This is a genomic window from Serratia sp. CY83965 (assembly GCF_052166375.1).
Lineage (GTDB): Bacteria > Pseudomonadota > Gammaproteobacteria > Enterobacterales > Enterobacteriaceae > Serratia > Serratia marcescens.
On the sequence record NZ_JBJNOV010000001.1, the window covers coordinates 1283135 to 1298803 of the forward strand.

15 protein-coding genes are annotated in these 15669 nt (G+C 62.1%); 6 read left to right on the forward strand and 9 right to left on the reverse strand.

Features of this window, described 5'->3' with window-relative positions; all coding sequences use genetic code 11:
* Positions 1-373 precede the first annotated feature (373 nt).
* Positions 374-1255 carry a nucleoside-specific channel-forming protein Tsx gene (locus ACJ8PL_RS06535; protein WP_028128054.1) on the forward strand — a complete coding sequence of 294 codons (882 nt, stop codon included), beginning with the start codon at positions 374-376 and terminating at the stop codon, positions 1253-1255.
* Positions 1256-1309: 54 nt separating this feature from the next.
* On the opposite strand, the gene ACJ8PL_RS06540 is transcribed toward ACJ8PL_RS06535, so the two are convergent.
* Positions 1310-1489: a hypothetical protein gene (locus tag ACJ8PL_RS06540; RefSeq protein WP_025160261.1), complete on the reverse strand. Its 180-nt coding sequence runs from the start codon at positions 1487-1489 to the stop codon at positions 1310-1312.
* Positions 1490-1931: 442 nt separating this feature from the next.
* Here ACJ8PL_RS06540 and ACJ8PL_RS06545 point away from each other — a divergent pair, with 442 nt between their 5' ends.
* Both ACJ8PL_RS06545 and ACJ8PL_RS06550 read left to right on the forward strand, forming a co-directional pair.
* The gene (locus tag ACJ8PL_RS06545) at positions 1932-2426 is read left to right on the forward strand and encodes an anti-virulence regulator CigR family protein (RefSeq protein WP_033640576.1); all 495 of its coding nucleotides are present in this window, start codon (positions 1932-1934) and stop codon (positions 2424-2426) included.
* 114 nt (positions 2427-2540) lie between these two features.
* Entirely contained in the window at positions 2541-3071 is a 531-nt protein-coding gene (locus tag ACJ8PL_RS06550; RefSeq protein ID WP_028128276.1) for a chorismate mutase, read from the forward strand.
* Between the two features lie 3 nt (positions 3072-3074).
* On the opposite strand, the gene ACJ8PL_RS06555 is transcribed toward ACJ8PL_RS06550, so the two are convergent.
* The 4 genes from ACJ8PL_RS06555 to hutC all read right to left on the reverse strand — a co-directional run bounded on the left by ACJ8PL_RS06555 (position 3075) and on the right by hutC (position 7782).
* Positions 3075-4610 carry a serine hydrolase domain-containing protein gene (locus tag ACJ8PL_RS06555; protein ID WP_442530980.1) on the reverse strand — a complete coding sequence of 512 codons (1536 nt, stop codon included), beginning with the start codon at positions 4608-4610 and terminating at the stop codon, positions 3075-3077.
* Positions 4611-4846: 236 nt separating this feature from the next.
* The gene (gene hutG, locus ACJ8PL_RS06560; RefSeq protein ID WP_016928031.1) at positions 4847-5650 is read right to left on the reverse strand and encodes an N-formylglutamate deformylase; all 804 of its coding nucleotides are present in this window, start codon (positions 5648-5650) and stop codon (positions 4847-4849) included.
* Positions 5647-6870, reverse strand: coding sequence for an imidazolonepropionase (gene hutI, locus ACJ8PL_RS06565; protein WP_016928030.1), 1224 nt, complete (start codon positions 6868-6870; stop codon positions 5647-5649). Before hutI ends, hutG begins: the two co-directional genes overlap by 4 nt.
* A 156-nt stretch (positions 6871-7026) precedes the next feature.
* Positions 7027-7782 carry a histidine utilization repressor gene (gene hutC / locus ACJ8PL_RS06570; RefSeq protein ID WP_028128056.1) on the reverse strand — a complete coding sequence of 252 codons (756 nt, stop codon included), beginning with the start codon at positions 7780-7782 and terminating at the stop codon, positions 7027-7029.
* Positions 7783-7962: 180 nt separating this feature from the next.
* Between hutC and ACJ8PL_RS06575 the strand changes: the two genes are divergently transcribed.
* From ACJ8PL_RS06575 to ACJ8PL_RS06585, 3 genes are all read left to right on the forward strand, one after another.
* Positions 7963-9333, forward strand: coding sequence for a formimidoylglutamate deiminase (locus ACJ8PL_RS06575; RefSeq protein WP_097102283.1), 1371 nt, complete (start codon positions 7963-7965; stop codon positions 9331-9333).
* A complete protein-coding gene (locus tag ACJ8PL_RS06580) occupies positions 9333-9890 on the forward strand; it encodes a HutD/Ves family protein (protein WP_016928027.1) in 558 nt (185 codons plus the stop codon). The genes ACJ8PL_RS06575 and ACJ8PL_RS06580 overlap by 1 nt, the downstream gene beginning before the upstream one ends.
* Positions 9891-9959: 69 nt before the next feature.
* A complete protein-coding gene (locus tag ACJ8PL_RS06585) occupies positions 9960-10961 on the forward strand; it encodes a LacI family DNA-binding transcriptional regulator (RefSeq protein ID WP_028127390.1) in 1002 nt (333 codons plus the stop codon).
* A 41-nt stretch (positions 10962-11002) separates the two neighbouring features.
* On the opposite strand, the gene ACJ8PL_RS06590 is transcribed toward ACJ8PL_RS06585, so the two are convergent.
* The 4 genes from ACJ8PL_RS06590 to ACJ8PL_RS06605 form a co-directional block, all read right to left on the reverse strand.
* Positions 11003-12445 (reverse strand): glycoside hydrolase family 32 protein, encoded by a 1443-nt coding sequence (locus tag ACJ8PL_RS06590; RefSeq protein ID WP_097102281.1) that lies wholly within the window; start codon positions 12443-12445, stop codon positions 11003-11005.
* Positions 12442-13701: an MFS transporter gene (locus tag ACJ8PL_RS06595; RefSeq protein ID WP_033640564.1), complete on the reverse strand. Its 1260-nt coding sequence runs from the start codon at positions 13699-13701 to the stop codon at positions 12442-12444. The genes ACJ8PL_RS06590 and ACJ8PL_RS06595 overlap by 4 nt, the downstream gene beginning before the upstream one ends.
* 168 nt (positions 13702-13869) lie before the next feature.
* Positions 13870-15174 (reverse strand): MFS transporter, encoded by a 1305-nt coding sequence (locus tag ACJ8PL_RS06600; protein ID WP_079449325.1) that lies wholly within the window; start codon positions 15172-15174, stop codon positions 13870-13872.
* 89 nt (positions 15175-15263) lie between these two features.
* Positions 15264-15650: a GFA family protein gene (locus ACJ8PL_RS06605; RefSeq protein WP_016928022.1), complete on the reverse strand. Its 387-nt coding sequence runs from the start codon at positions 15648-15650 to the stop codon at positions 15264-15266.
* Between the last annotated feature and the right edge of the window lie 19 nt (positions 15651-15669).

Below are 15669 nucleotides of genomic sequence, written 5' to 3' on the forward strand. Positions count from 1 at the left end.
AGGGTGTTTTTTGCGTTCACTATTCTGCGGGCTGTGGCGTTAATCGCCGCGGCCCATCTTTTATGACTTTCAGCGGGTTTCCCCGCCGTCTACCAGCGGGTTACATTTGCTGCAATTTTCGGCTGAAAAATGCTTTGCATGACAAAAATCACAGCGAATGTGAATTTGCATGAAACATAATTTGACAAATGTGAACGCAATCGATTACCTATTCGCGAAATGCGTAACTGGATCACAGATTCTTACAGTCAGTGGTTTCTATAATGCGCGCGTCATCCGAGTTTCTGTGTGAAGACAACGCCAGGTGTCGGCAGACTCATTGTCATCTTTTCTAAACGGGCAGGAAATGGCCCTTTAAGCATGTGGTAATAAAATGAAAAAAATAGCTCTCGCAGCAGGTGTACTGCTCGCAGCGTCTTACAGTGCATCATCAATGGCTGATAGCAAAGACAGTCAATATGTCTCCGACTGGTGGCACCAGAGCGTCAACGTGGTGGGCAGCTACCACACCCGCTTCGGGCCGCAGCTGAATAACGACGTGTATCTCGAATACGAAGCCTTCGCCAAGAAAGACTGGTTCGATTTCTACGGTTACGTTGACGTGCCGAAATTCTTCGGCGTGGGCAATACCCCGGATCGCGGCATCTGGGACAAAGGCTCCCCGATGTTTATGGAGATTGAACCGCGTTTCTCCATCGACAAACTCACCGGCACCGATCTGAGCTTCGGTCCGTTCAAAGAGTGGTACTTCGCCAACAACTACATCTATGATCTGGGCCACAACGCCGATGGCCGTCAAAACACCTGGTACATGGGTCTGGGCACCGATATCGACACCGGTCTGCCGATGAGCCTGTCGATGAACATCTATGCCAAATACCAGTGGGAAAACTACCAGGCCGCCAACGAGAACAGCTGGGACGGTTACCGCTTTAAGGTGAAATACTTCGTGCCGCTGACCCAGGTGTGGGGCGGCAACCTGAGCTACATCGGCTTCACCAACTTCGACTTCGGTTCCGATCTGGGCAAGGACAGCCATTGGGTTGACGGCACCGGCAAACAGGTGCGCACCAGCAACTCGATCGCCTCCAGCCATATTTTGGCGCTGAACTACGATCACTGGCACTATTCTTTCGTGGCGCGTTATTTCCACAACGGCGGTCAGTGGCAGGATGGCGCGGATATCGGCACCCCGCAGGGCCCGATCAAGTCTACCGGTTGGGGTTATTACCTCGTGGTCGGCTATAACTTCTGATTTTCCGTGCTATCAGAAACAGAAAACCCCGCCTGGCGGGGTTTTTTTTCGTCATCACTGGGCTTGTTCAACCGGGAGATGCTTCACCGGCATAAACAGTCTGCCTTTGATCACGTGACATTCATTATTTATCCAACTAATGATTTGTTCACGGCTGACGCCTTCCGACTGCGCGTACCGATGAAGATCGCCATTAAAGTGCCGAGTGATGTATTCCATGAGGGTCATTTGCACGTCTTTTGCTCCTGAACGCCCACCCGTTGCCAGCCTGGCCACCGCGGGAGGTTGAGGTTTCTCAGACAGCGAATGTAAATTATCGGCAACCAAATCTCAACATAAAGCACCAGATTGGGGCGACAGCGGTGTGAAAAAGAATCCCGCACGGAGAGGCGGGAAATGTTCGCTATTATCATTATGGATGATAAGAATAAGATTTGAGGTGCGACGAAAAAGAGCACGCTAACTCTTTTTTGTTACCTTCCCACGCTAGCGTAAGGCTTATTTTTCTTCAAGAAAAATCTGAGACAAGCATCGGCATTTTCGAGGCATTTTGCGTTGAGACAAGGTTTGCAAGCGAATGCCGTAAAAGCGCACCGTTATCTCGGAGTTTTCCTTATACTTTGTCTGGAAAAGGCTGGCTATAGTCAACAGAGTCACCCACGCAGGAATACACAACATGAACAAACGTCGTACGACTCTCACGGTGTTGGCGCTGATTGCATCGCTGGGGTTGTCATCCGCCCCGGCCTTGGCCGACAAAGGCGGCAATGGTAACGGCAACGGGAACGGCCATGGTAACAGCGGCAATCACGGCAATAACGGTAACCATGGCAACAACGGCAATCACGGCAACAAAGGCAATAAAGATAAAGGCGGCTATAGGAACGACGATAATCTGGTCTCCGTCAGCCTCTCGCGCGACCGCGCCCGTTCGCTGGCGCACAACTATGGCCTGACCGGCTACAGCTCGCTGCCACCGGGCATCGCCAAAAATCTGGCGCGCGGTAAACCGCTGCCGCCGGGTATCGCCAAAAAAGTGGTGCCTTACTCGATGCTGCGTGAGTTGCCGCAGTACCCGGGTTATGAGTGGCGTATCGCCGGCGACGACCTGGTGCTGGTCGCACTCAGCACCGCGATTGTGGCCTCCGTGATCAATGGCGTTTTCGACTAACGTTTGTCGAGCGTTATCGGGCCTCGCTGCGGCGGGGCCTTTTTATTTGCCAGCGCGGGGCGGACGTGGTGAACTTTGGGCCTGACATTTTCACTGCATCATAAGGGAGGCGCCATGTTCAGGGCGTTATTGATAGCCTGCTGTTTGACCAGTTTTCCGGCGTTGGCAGACGGCGCCGCCGCCATCGGCGAGCTGGTGAACCAACGGCTGTCGTTGATGAAAGACGTTGCCGGTTACAAGGCGCAGCAGCATTTACCGATCGAAGACCTGGCGCAGGAGGCGAAGGTGTTGGCCAGCGCGCAGGCGGAGGCGGGGCATTTGGGGCTGGAGCCGGCGTCGGTGCGGCCTTTTATCGCCGCGCAGATGGACGCCGCCAAGGCGATTCAGTACCGCTATCGCGCCGACTGGCTGGCGAGCCCGGAGCCCGGCTGGCAGCCGCGGCCGTTGGCGCAGGTGCGCCCGCAGATCGCGCAACTGAGCAGCCAGATATTGCAACGCCTGGCGGAGCGGCTGCGTGCCGGCCCGCTCGGCGAGGCGGATCGGGCGGCATTTATGGCGTCGGTGGATCAGGTGAATCTCAGCGCCGCCGACAAGCGGCGGTTGGCGGATGCGCTGCTGGCGGTCAAAACCGGCAGCGCACGCTGAGCGTCAGTCGCGGCCGACGGTGCTGCGGCGGAAGGTCAGCATCCGGCTGCGGTTGGCGATGAGATCCACGTTGTAACCGCGGAAATAGAGGCAAAAGCGTTTTAACCACGGGCCGTCCTGGCACTCCACCAGCATGCGGCCCTGGCCGAGCGGGCTGAGCGTGCCGGTCTGCGCCGCCGGACCGACGCCAATATGCACCCGATCGCCGCGAATTTCAAAGGCGGTGCGATAGTGCGGGTGATACCACAGCCCCTGCACATGCTTCAGGCAGTCGCCGTTAGCCGTGACCGGCAGAAAACGGCGCGCCACATGCCCGACTTCGCCCTCGATCGCTTCACCGGTCCATTTCAATTTGAGCGGCATATGGGCGGACATCGACACGGCGTACCCGTCCTCGCCCTGATACAGCGGTTCATCGCTGCCCAGATAGGCCAGGTTGCCGTCTTTGACCTCCAGCCAGTGCGGCTCCGCCAGCGTGGCGTAGAGGCCGTCGGGGATCGCCGTGCTGCGCTGCGGCAGCGGTTCGCCGAGCAGCGCCGCCATCACCTGCAAAGCCATCCCGAAACTGTCGCAGTCTTCGCGATTGGCCACCAGCGCGACGCCGGCCTGACGGTCGGGCGCCAGCAGGAAATAGGTTTTGTAACCGGCGTGGGAACCGCCGTGGCCGAGCAAGCGGCGGCGGCCCAGCGGGGTTTGCGCCAGACCCAGGCCATAAGCGCTGAGCTGGCCCTGATTGAGACGGCGCGGTGCGCCGAGTTGCGCCAGCACGCCCTGGCCGGGGCCCTGGTCGGCCAGCAGCGTCTGCAGCCAGCGGGTGAGGGCGTTGAGGCTGCCGGTCAGGCTGCCGGAGGCGGAAAGGTGCAGGCCGGCGCTGGCGTGTTGCCAGCCCTGCGGCGCACGCCAGTAACCCGGCACCAATCCCGGCACCACGTCGAACCAGCTTTCCGGCGCCCGCATCTGCACCTGCAGCGGCCGGGCGATGTGCTGTTGCACCAGTTGGTCGAAATCATACCCTTTGCTGCGCAGCGCGGCCTCCAGCAGCCGATAGCCGGTATTGCTGTAGGCGATCTCGCTGCCGGCTTCGTAGTTCAATTTCTCCAGCCCCTCGACAAACCGCATCACCGGCTGCGCCTCGCTGACGGCGTGCAGCGAGATGCCCAGCAGGCCGAGCGTCTCGCGCACGTCGGGCAGGCCGCCGGTCATGTCCAGCGCCTGGCCGACGGTAACGTCCGCCAACGCGGGCTGCAGGGCGGGGAGCAGTTCACCCAGACGTTGCTCCAGCCGAATGGCGCGATCGGTGGCGTTCAGCGCCAGCGCGGCGAAGATATGCTTGGTCACTGAAGCATAACGCACCACGCTGTCGGCGGTGAAGGGGGTGTTCTGCGCCAGATCGGCCAGGCCGGCGCAGGCGGTGGCGCGGCGTTGTTGGGCGTCAAACAGGGTGATGGCGCCGCCGGGTTCGCCATGCCGTTGCCAGCCGGCCAGCAGTTGTTCGGCCAAGGCGCCGGCAGCGCGCCAGTTTAACGGTGTTACAGACATAGGGCCTCCAGAGAGTATTCGAAACGGGCCAGCTGGCCACACGCCGCCCAGCGCTGAGCGCGGGCTTTTGGGCTGATTGTGGCGCAGTGCGTTTTTCGTCGGCCGCTGTTTTGTGCGCTGTTTAGACCAGTTAGCGGGGAATCACGCGAAACTTTGATATAGCGCGCAGATTGCTGCTGGCGTTGCGGTTAGAGGCGGGAGAAAAACAGGCGCGCGACGGCGCCTGTAAAGGGGAATCAATTCAGTCTGGCGGCGCCGTCCAACAGGCTTTCAATCATCTGCTTGAGCAGGCGCTGCAGCGAGGCGGCGCGCTGGGGCTCGAACGCGAAAGGATACTGTTCGGACATGTAGTTGACCTGCGCCAGTTCGAGCTGGATCGCATGCTGTTGTTGCTGCGGCTGACCATAGGCGCGGGTGATATAACCGCCCTTAAAGCGACCGTTGAGCACGTGGGTGTACTGCTGTTGCTGCTCGCAGCAGGCGACCAGCCGATCGCTCAGCGCCTGGGCGCAGCTTTCACCGCCGTTGGTGCCGAGATTGAGATCCGGCAGTTGGCCGTCGAACAGCCGCGGGATCACTGAGGCGATGGAGTGCGCGTCGAACAGCAGCGCATAGCCATGGCGCGCTTTGAGGCGCGCCAGTTCGTTCTGCAGCTGCTGATGATAAGGTTGCCAAATTTGCTGCAGGTAGGCGGCGCGTTCTTCGTCCGTCGGCGCTTTGCCCGGCAGGAAGCTTGGGCGGCCGTCGAACAGCACGTCGGGATACAGGCCGGTGGTGGCGGTGGTGTACAGCGGCTTGTCGTCCGCCGGGCGGTTCAAATCGATGACGAAGCGCGAATAGTTGCCGACCAGCACGCTGGCGCCCATCGCCCGGGCGAAGTCGTACAGCTGCGGAATGTGCCAGTCGGTATCGGGCAGCGGGCGAGCGTCGTCGGTCAGCCCGGCCTCGACCGCCGGCGTCAGTTGCGTGCCGGCGTGCGGAATGCTGATCAGCAGCGGCAGGCTGCCGGTCTGGAAGCTAAAAGGATCGCGAATGGTCATTGACGTACTTCTCCTCGGAAAATCACCGTACAGGGCAGTTGACCGCCCAACCAATAAGCCAGTTCCGCCGGCCGCGACAGCGGCCAGTGAACGAAGTCCGCCACCTTGCCGGTTTCCAGCGTGCCGTGGCTGTGCTGCAGCCCCAGCGCTTTGGCGGCGTGGGTGGTGACGCCCGCCAGCGCCTCTTCCGGCGTCAGGCGGAACAGCGTGCAGGCCATGTTGATCATCAGGCGCAGCGACAGCGCCGGCGAGGTGCCGGGGTTGGCGTCGCTGGCGATCGCCATCGCCACGTGGTGCTTGCGGAACAGCGCTACCGGCGGGCACTGAGTTTCACGCAGCAGGTAGTAGGCGCCCGGCAGCAGCACTGCCACGGTGCCGGCGTCGCCCATGGCGCGGGCGTCTTGCTCGGTGGCGTATTCGAGGTGGTCGGCGGAGAGCGCGTGGTGGCGCGCCGCCAGCGTGCTGCCGCCGAGGGCGGAGAGCTGCTCGGCGTGCAGCTTGACCGGCAAACCGGCGGCTTCGGCGGCGGCGAAGACTCGCTCCACCTGCGCCGGTGAGAACGCCAGATGCTCGCAGAAGGCGTCGACCGCATCCGCCAGGCCGGCGGCCGCCGCCTGCGGGATGATGGTGTCGCAGACCAGATTAATGTAGTCGTCGGCGCGGTTGGCGTATTCCGGCGGCAGCGCATGGGCCGCCAGACAGGTGGTTTTCACCTCGACCGGCAGCAGCTCGCCCAACTTGCGCGCCACCCGCAACATTTTCAGTTCGCTCTCCGGGCTGAGGCCATAGCCGGACTTGATCTCCACGCAGGTGACGCCTTCCGCCAGCAGCGGCCGCAGGCGGAACAGCGCCTGCTCCAGCAGCAGCGCTTCGTCGGCCTCGCGGGTGGCTTTCACGGTGGAGATAATGCCGCCGCCCTGTGCGGCGATGTCGGCGTAGCTTACGCCGTTCAGCCGCTGTTCGAACTCGCCGCTGCGGTTGCCGCCGAACACCAGGTGCGTGTGGCAGTCAACAAAGCCGGGGGTGACGATGCCGCCGTCGAATTTCACCGTTTCGTCCGCGATCAGGCCGGGCGGCAACGCCGCATGTTCGCCAATCCAGACGATCTTGCCGTCGCGCACGGCGATCGCGCCGTCGGTCAGGGTGTGATATTTGCCGTCGCGCATGGTGACGATATCGGCGCCGTGCCACAGGCTGTCACAGTGAATCTCAGACGTCATTGCTTTCCTCCGCCGGAGCCGCAGCTCCCACATGGTTGTATATACAATTAAAAACAACCTAACGCATTCACCGGGATGTCACAAGAGGCGGGAGAGATTTTGTTATCAGGATGTGATCGACCGCGGAGATGCGGGCGCAGGGGCGCCCGCCGGGGATCAGACTTCGCTGGTGAAGCGGCCGAACAGTTGATAACGGCTGCCGGGGTACAGCAGCCGGGCCGAGGTGACCACGGTTTTGCCGGACCAGGTGCGGCGATGGATCAGCAGGCCGGGTTCGTGGTCCTCCAGCTGCAGCAGCTCGCGCTCGCGCCGGGTGGGGATCACCGCTTCGACGATGTGTTCGCCGGCGGTCAGCGGCGCGGCCTGCGTCAGATAGGTATAGGGCGTGACGCGGTCGAAATCCTGCTTCAGGTAATCCGGCGCCACCAGTGGGTTGACGCAGCGGTCTTCCACCTGCACCGGCACGTCGTTTTCGTAATGCACGATCTGGGAGTAGAACAGCCGTTGGCCGGGCTGAATGCCCAGCGCCGTCGCTTCTTCCTCGCTGGCCGGGCGGGCCTTCAGCTCGAGGATTTTACTGCTGTGGTGATGACCTCGCGCGGCGATCTCATCGGCGATGTTGTGCACTTCCAGCAGTGCGGTATGCGCCTTGGCTTCGGCGACGAAGGTGCCGACGCCCTGCATGCGAATCAAAAAACCTTCGCTGGTCAGCTCGCGCAGCGCGCGGTTGATGGTCATGCGGCTGACGCCCAGTTCCGCCACCAGTTCACTTTCGGAGGGCACGCGCTGGTGCGGTTGCCAATGCCCCGCACGGATTTGATTCACGATCGCCTGTTTGACCCGTTGGTAGATCGGGGCGGGGGCATCGCTCATTGCAGCCGCCAGTTGTAACACGGTCTGTTGTTCAGCCACGACGTTAACCTCGTCAAATAAAAAAATAATAACACCAGTTTACTGTTGATGTCGGCGTATGTATATGTATATACAACTAGTGGCCGTCGCGCCAGAAACTTGCCGGCGACCGCCAAAAATTCCTTAAGACGCGCCATCGCCGCGCCTTATTCGCCGTTACATTAACCGTGGAATACTGCCATGCCTGCTTATTTTGCCCCACGCGCTTTGCTCCCAGAGGGCTGGGCGCATAACGTCCGGCTGGACGTCGATGCGCAAGGTTATCTGACTCAAGTTACCGCCAACGCTGAGCCGCAAGGCTGCATTCGGCTGCACGGCGACGCGGTGCCGGGCATGCCGAACCTGCACTCCCACGCTTTCCAGCGCGCGATGGCCGGGCTGGCGGAAGTGGCGGGCAACCCGCAGGACAGCTTCTGGACCTGGCGCGATCTGATGTACCGCCTGGTGCAGCGTCTGACGCCGGAGCAGGTGGAGGTGGTCGCCCGTCAACTGTATATCGAAATGCTCAAGGGCGGATACACCCAGGTGGCCGAATTCCACTACCTGCATCACGACGCCGACGGCAAGCCTTACGCCGATCGCGGTGAGATGACCGGCCGCCTCAGCGAGGCCGCACATCAGGCCGGCATTGGCATGACGATGCTGCCGGTGCTTTACAGCTACGCCGGTTTCGGCGCCCAGCCGGCCCAGCCGGGGCAGAATCGGTTTATCCAGGACACCGAAAGCTATCTGCATCAGCAGCAGGTGATTGCCCGTCAGCTGGCGGATCGCCCGTTGCAGAATCAGGGGCTGTGTTTCCACTCACTGCGTGCGGTGGAGCTGGGGCAGATGCAGCAGATTTTGGCCGCGTCGGATCGCACCTTGCCGGTGCATATTCATATCGCCGAGCAGCAAAAAGAGGTGAACGACTGTCTGGCGTGGAGCGGGCAGCGCCCGGTGGCCTGGCTGTATGACCATCTGCCGGTGGATCAGCGCTGGTGCCTGGTGCACGCCACCCATCTGGATCGCGACGAGCTGGAAGCGCTGGCGCGCAGCCGCGCGGTGGCCGGCCTGTGTCTGACCACCGAAGCCAACCTCGGCGACGGCATTTTCCCCGGCGACGCTTACCTGCAGCAGCAGGGGCGCTGGGGCATCGGTTCCGACAGCCACGTTTCGCTCAACGTGGTGGAAGAGCTGCGCTGGTTTGAATACGGCCAGCGGCTGCGCGATCAGCGTCGCAATCGCCTGACGACACCGGAACAGTCGGCGGTAGGCGATGTGCTGTACCTGCAGGCGCTGCAGGGCGGCGCGCAGGCGTGCGGCGCGCCGATCGGTCGGCTGCAGAGCGGCTATCGCGCCGACTGGCTGGTACTGGACGGCGACGATCCGTATCTGGCGGCGGCGCCGGACGCCTCGATCCTCAATCGCTGGCTGTTCGCCGGCGGCAAGGAGCAAATTCGCGACGTGTTCGTCGGCGGCCGGCAGGTGATCGAGCAGGGGCGGCACGCGCTGCAGCAGCAGAGCAGCGCCGAGTTCCTGCAGGTGCTGAAAACCTTTCAGCAGGAGGCGTAATGAGCCTGAACCGTTTTAACTTCGCCGCGCTGCCGGTCAGCCCGTGGCGCAACGGCGGTGGGGAAACCCGTGAAATCGTCAGCTGGCCGCCGGGCGCGCAGGATTTTGACTGGCGCGCCAGCATCGCCACCATCGCGCAGGACGGGCCGTTTTCCGCCTTTGCGGGCATCGATCGTTCGATCACCCTGCTGGAAGGCGACGGCGTGCGGCTGTTCAGCGCCGGGCATATCGACCATCAGTTGGCGCGCGTCGGGGAGCCGTTCGCGTTTTCCGGCGACGTGGCGCTGGAAGCGACGCTGCTGGGCGGCGCCAGTCAGGATTTCAACATCATGACACGCCGCGGCCGGCAGGCGGCCGAGGTGCGGCGCAGCACGGCGCCCGTCACCCTGTCACCCAACCGGGCGGGCGTGCTGTATGTGCTGGGCGGCGTTTGGTCGCTGCCGGAGGGCGGCGAACTGCGGGCGCGCGAAGGTGTCTGGTGGACGGCGGCGGGTGGCGAAGTGACGCCGCTGACGGCCGACGGCGCGATCCTGTGGGCGAACATCACAGCCTGCTAACGCAGAGTAGAGTCCTGCGCCCGGTTATGGGATTATTCACTTTTCCCCATTAATCATAAAGAAGGGCGCATGGCTTCGCTGAAAGACGTCGCAAAACTTGCCGGAGTCTCGTTGATGACGGTGTCCCGCGCCATCAATGAACCCGGCAAGCTGCGGCCGGAAACCTATCACCGCGTCAAACAGGCGATCGACCAGTTGGACTACGTGCCGGATCTGTCGGCGCGGCGTATTCGCGGTGACGGAAATCGCGTACAGACGCTCGGCGTGCTGGCGCTGGACACCGCCACGACGCCGTTCTCGGTGGACATGATCCTGTCGATTGAAAAAACCGCGCGTGAGCGCGGCTGGAACAGCTTCGTCGTCAACCTGTTTGCCGACGACAACGCTGAACAGACCGTCGATCTGCTGTTGGCGCATCGACCGGACGGCGTGATCTTCACCACCATGGGGCTGCGTCAGGTGGATGTGCCGGCCAAACTGTTGGACAAAAGGCTGGTGCTGGCCAACTGCGTCAGCCCGGCGCACGCGATCGCCAGCTACATTCCTGATGATGAGCAAGGGCAGTATGACGCCACGCGCACGCTGATCGCCAAAGGCTATCGTTCGCCGCTGTGCATACATTTACCGGCGGATACGCTGGCGGCGGGGCTGCGCCGTCGCGGTCTGGAGCGCGCCTGGCGCGAAGCGGGGCGCGATGTTGAACAACTGCGGCAGTATCATCTCGATCTGAGCGGCGGCGATCAAGGCTATCGCGACTGCGTCGCGGTGCTGGCGCGGCATTTCTCTGCCGGCCGGCGCGATTGCGATGTCGTGGTATGCGGGAACGATCGGATAGCGTTTCTGGTGTATCAGGTATTGCTGGCGCAAGGATGGCGGATACCGCAACAGGTGGCGGTGCTGGGCTACGACAACATGGTTGGCATCGGCGAGCTGTTCCTGCCGGCGTTGACGACGGTGCAATTGCCGCACTATGCGCTGGGTCGCCTTGCGGCGCTGCATGTGATCGAGCAGCGGGAACAGCGTGATACGGTGAAAGTGCCTTGCCCGCTGTTGGCGCGTGGTTCGCTGTAACCGCACCGGGTGCGTCGCTGCGCGCCCGGTGCTCATTCCCATTACCCCCAGATGCTCGCCAACTGCCATCCCTCGATTGACTCGAACTGCGCCCGGCCGCCTTCGGCGAACAGGCTGAGACGGCGATCGCCCGCCGTCGGATAGAAGCGGCTGGTCAGGCAGGCCTCTCCCTGATTAACGAAGATTTCCAGCGAGGAGCGGTCAATAAAGATCCGCAGCGACACGGTGTCACCTTCCGGCAGCGGCACACTGCGGCAGGCGCACAGCGCCGGATGTTCATTAAAACGCTCCAGCACCAGTCGGTGTGACTGATTGTCGACGTACAGCCGCGCCGCACTCCCAATGGCCAGCCCGTAACGCTCGGCGTCGCTGTCGGTCGGTCTCAACGTCAGGATGAGCTCCTGCATATCGTTCGCCAGCGGCAGTTGCCGATTGGTCAGCGTCTGCGCCGACAACGTGTGTGATTCTCGGCGCAGCGCCGCCAGTTCACGCGCCGGGTTCATGCGGACGCTGCCGTCGGCGGCCAGCGTCAGCTCGCGCGGCAGGGTGAGGGCGCCGGCCCAGCGGTGCGCTTTGCTGGGCATCGGTGATTCCCACATATCCATCCAGGCAAACAGCAGCCGACGGCCGTCGGCGGCGGTGAAGGTCTGCGGCGCATAGAAATCGTGGCCGGCATCCAGCTCACAGAAGGGCTGGGTCACCGTAAAGTCGCTATTAGGCCGCCAGTGGCCAAGCAGATAGCCGCTCTGGAAGCGATTGCGGTAGCGGTAGCCCTGCGCCGCCAGTCCTTGCGGCGAGAACAGCAGCAGGTGTTGTTCCCCCAGCGGGAAGAAATCCGGGCATTCCCACATATACCCTTGATGCGCCGTTTGCGCGCCGGCCAGCACCCGATCGAAGCGCCAGGCGCGCAGGTCGGCAGAACGGTACAGGCGCACCTGGCCCAGGCCGTTTTCTTTGGCGCCGACCACCAGCCACCATTCGCCGTTCTCGCGCCAGACTTTCGGATCGCGAAAATGCTGAATGCCGTCCGGCGGGGCCAGCACCGGCCCGTGCTTGACGAAGCGTATGCCGTCTTCGCTGGTGGCCAGACATTGCACTTCCCGCACCTGACTGTCGTCACCGGGTTCGCCCAGCCACACGTGGCCGGTGTAAATCAGCGTCAGCACGCCGTTGTCATCCACGGCGCAGCCGGAAAAGCAACCGTCTTGGTCATAGGGCGCATCGGGCGCCAGGGCGATGGGCTGATGCTGCCAGCGTATCAGGTCGCGGCTGGTCGCGTGCCCCCAGTGCATGGGGCCCCAGTGCTCGCTATAGGGGTGATGCTGGAAGAAGGCATGATAGACGCCGTCAATACAGATCAGTCCGTTGGGATCGTTGATCCAGCCGGCGGGCGGCGCGAGATGGAACTGCGGATAATAATCGTCTCGGCGTTCTGCGCGCAGGGCTTCGACCGCATGGTCGGCTTGAGCTAAGGCAGTATTCATTGGACAGACTCACTTGATTTAATGGCGGATGGAAAGGGCGTTGCCGTGGCGGAGCGTTCGCCGCGCAGCAGGAAACAGGAGACAAGCGTGGTGGCGGCGACCGCGCAGCCCATCAGCAGATAGGTGTCGGCAAAGCCGATGCGGTCATAACCGTAGCCCGCCAGCGGTGACAGGAAGCTGGCCATCACCTGGGTGATGAACTGGAAACCTACCAGGTACAGCGTGGAGGAGAGTCGGCTGTCAAAGCGGCTCGCGATGTATTTGAAAATAGCGATCAGCAGGATTGGCAACTCTACGGCGTGCAGCAGTTTCATGGCGGAGATCATCAAGGCGCCGCTGACCAAGCCGGAGCCGAACATGCGCAGCGCCATTACGCCACCGGCCAGCAACAGCCCCTGTTTGGCGCCGATGCGGTTCACCAGTAGCGGGGCCAGGAACATGCCGCCTGCCTCGAGGAAGACCTGCAGCGAGTTGAGAAAACCGTACATCTCGTTGCCCTGTGCGCGAGAAGCGAACTGTGAAGCGAAGTAGACCGAAAATTGCTGATCGAAAACGTTGTATACGCTGATCCCCAGCACAAACACCACCAGCGCCCAGAAGCCGGGCATGCGCAGCAGCGCCAGCGCGTCCTGCAGCCGCAGGTTTTCCGGTTTGCCGAACGCCAGGCCGGCCATGGCATTCGGCTTCAGCTCGCGTACCTGGCTGAGCAGCACCAGGAACACCACGGCGGCGGCGGAGGCCAGCCAGAAATTGATGTTCGGATTGATATTGAAGATAAAACCGGCCACAAAGGTGGCGCTGGCCCAGCCAAGCGAGCCCCACATGCGGGCGCGGCCGAATTCGAAACCGCTGATGCGGCTGACTCGCTCGGTATAAGATTCCAGCGCGCCGATACCGGCGAAGAAGGTCGCGCCGATGAACACCCCGCCGACCAAAGCGCCGAGCGGCAGGCTGCTCGCCAGCAGCGGGGCGTAAACGTAGATAAAGAACGGGCCGGTCAGCAGCAGCATCACGCCGAGAAACTGCAGCAGGTGTTTGCGCAGCCCAAGTTTATCCTGAATAAACCCGTACAGCGGCTGTGCGCACAGCGCCACCAGCGAGATAGCGGAGAAGATCAGGCCGGTCTCGGCGCCTTTCAGCCCGATCTTTTGATTCAGCCACAGCGAGATCAACGAAAAGCTGGAAGACCAGGTGAAGAAAAAGAAGAACAGCAGGCCGCTGAGCAGCACGTAATATTTTTTCGTTTCGCGGTTCATGGGTAGGGCCCCGGTGAGTGAAGTTAGCTCTATTGTTAACGTTAACTCGCGAAGGGATGAAGCGGCCAGATATCACGCATGAGATGTTAATCACAAAAGTTAACGTTAACATTTTTGCCTTGTGATCGAGGTCACGAGTTGGCAAGGGGGCGATGTGCCCCCGCAGGATTAACGTTCGTTCAGCGAGCGCAGATGATCGTCGCGGCGCAGCGTCATCAGCGCAAACAGGCTCACCACCGAGGTGGCGACCACGTAGTAGGCGGGAATGTCGATATTGCCGGTCTGTTTGATGAGGCCGGTAATAATCAGCCCGGCCGAGCCGGAAAACACCGCATTGGATAGCGAGTAAGCCAGCCCCAAACCGGTATAGCGCACCCGGGTCGGGAACATCTCAGCCAGCATCGCCGGGCCGGGACCGGCCAGCAGGCCGACCACGGCGCCGGCGACCATCACCGCCAGCCCTTTGGCCCACAGTGAACTCTGCGCATCCTGCAGCAGGTGCAGTAAGGGAAAGGTGAACAGGATCACCGCCGCCACCGCCGTCAGCATCACCGTTTTACGTCCCAGTTTGTCGCTGATGATGCCCGCCGGCAGAATGGTCAGGGCGAAGCCGACGTTGGCCAGCACCGTCGCCACCAGCGCCTGCTGGAAGGTGGCGTGCAGCGAGGTTTGCAAATAGGAAGGCATCACCACCAGAAAGGTATAGCCGGCGGCCGACCAGCCCATCATGCGGCCGATGCCGATCAGTATGGTTTTCGCTACGCCGCCCAAGCTCGCTTCCGGCGGTGGGGCGCTGTGTTCCGCGGCCTGTTGCGCCTGGGTAAACGTGGGTGTCTCTTCGAGCTTGAGCCGCAGCCACAGCGCCACGGCGCCCATCGGCAGCGCCAGCAGGAACGGAATGCGCCAGCCCCAGTCATGCAGCTGCTGCGCGCTGAGCAGCGCGGCCAACAGCGCCACCAATCCGGCGCCGGCCAACAGGCCGAGCGCGACGGTCAGCGACTGCCAGGCGCCGAACAGCCCGCGCTTGCCCTTCGGGGCGAACTCGGTCATCAGCGACACGGCGCCGCCGAATTCGCCGCCGGCGAACAGCCCCTGAAACATGCGCAGCAGCGTCAGCAGCAGCGGGGCGGCGACGCCGATCGAGGCATAGGTCGGCATGACGCCGATCAGCGCGGTGGCCAGCGTCATCAACAGCAGGACCGCAATCAGCGTCGGGCGACGGCCGATGCGATCGCCGATGCGGCCGAAGATCACCGCGCCGATCGGCCGACAGAAAAACGCCAGCGCGAAAGCGGCGTAGGTGAGGATCAGGCTGGTGATTTCATTTTCACCCTGCAGCGTGAAAAAATTGGCGGCGATAACGGTGGCCAGGAACCCGTATACGCCGAACTCATACCATTCGATAAAGTTGCCGACCGAGCCGGCCAGCAACGCCTGACGCGAGCGGCGCGCGTCGAGAGTCTGTTGATTCATCCCCGTTCCCATATTTTGAATTATTGTTCGTCAGTTCTAAATTTATACGACAAAACAATCAATTGATTTCAGCGGGAACTGTGAAGCGCTCAGCGCATGCCGTCGATGCGCCACCATGAGGGGCATACATCGGCGAAAGCGTGCGAGGTCGGGCGGAGCTCCGGCAGATCGGCGCGATCGAAGCTGCCGGTGACCAGCGCCACCGTCGGCTCGTCGTCGAGCGCCCCCAGCGTGCTGCCGCAGCGCGGACAAAAGGCGCGGCTGGAATAAGGCGAGGAGCGGTACAAGGCCGGCAGGCCGCCCGGACCATTCCACTTGACGGCCTGACGCGGAAATTCGACCCAGCAGAGCGTCGGCGCGCCCGAGTGGCGCCGGCAAAATTCGCAGGAACAGCTGTGTGGGTTACCGGGCAGGCCGTGCGCCTGAAAGCGAATATGCCCGCACAGGCAGCCGCCGCTATAGCCTGGATTTTCCATGAGTTCTCCGTCAGAAACG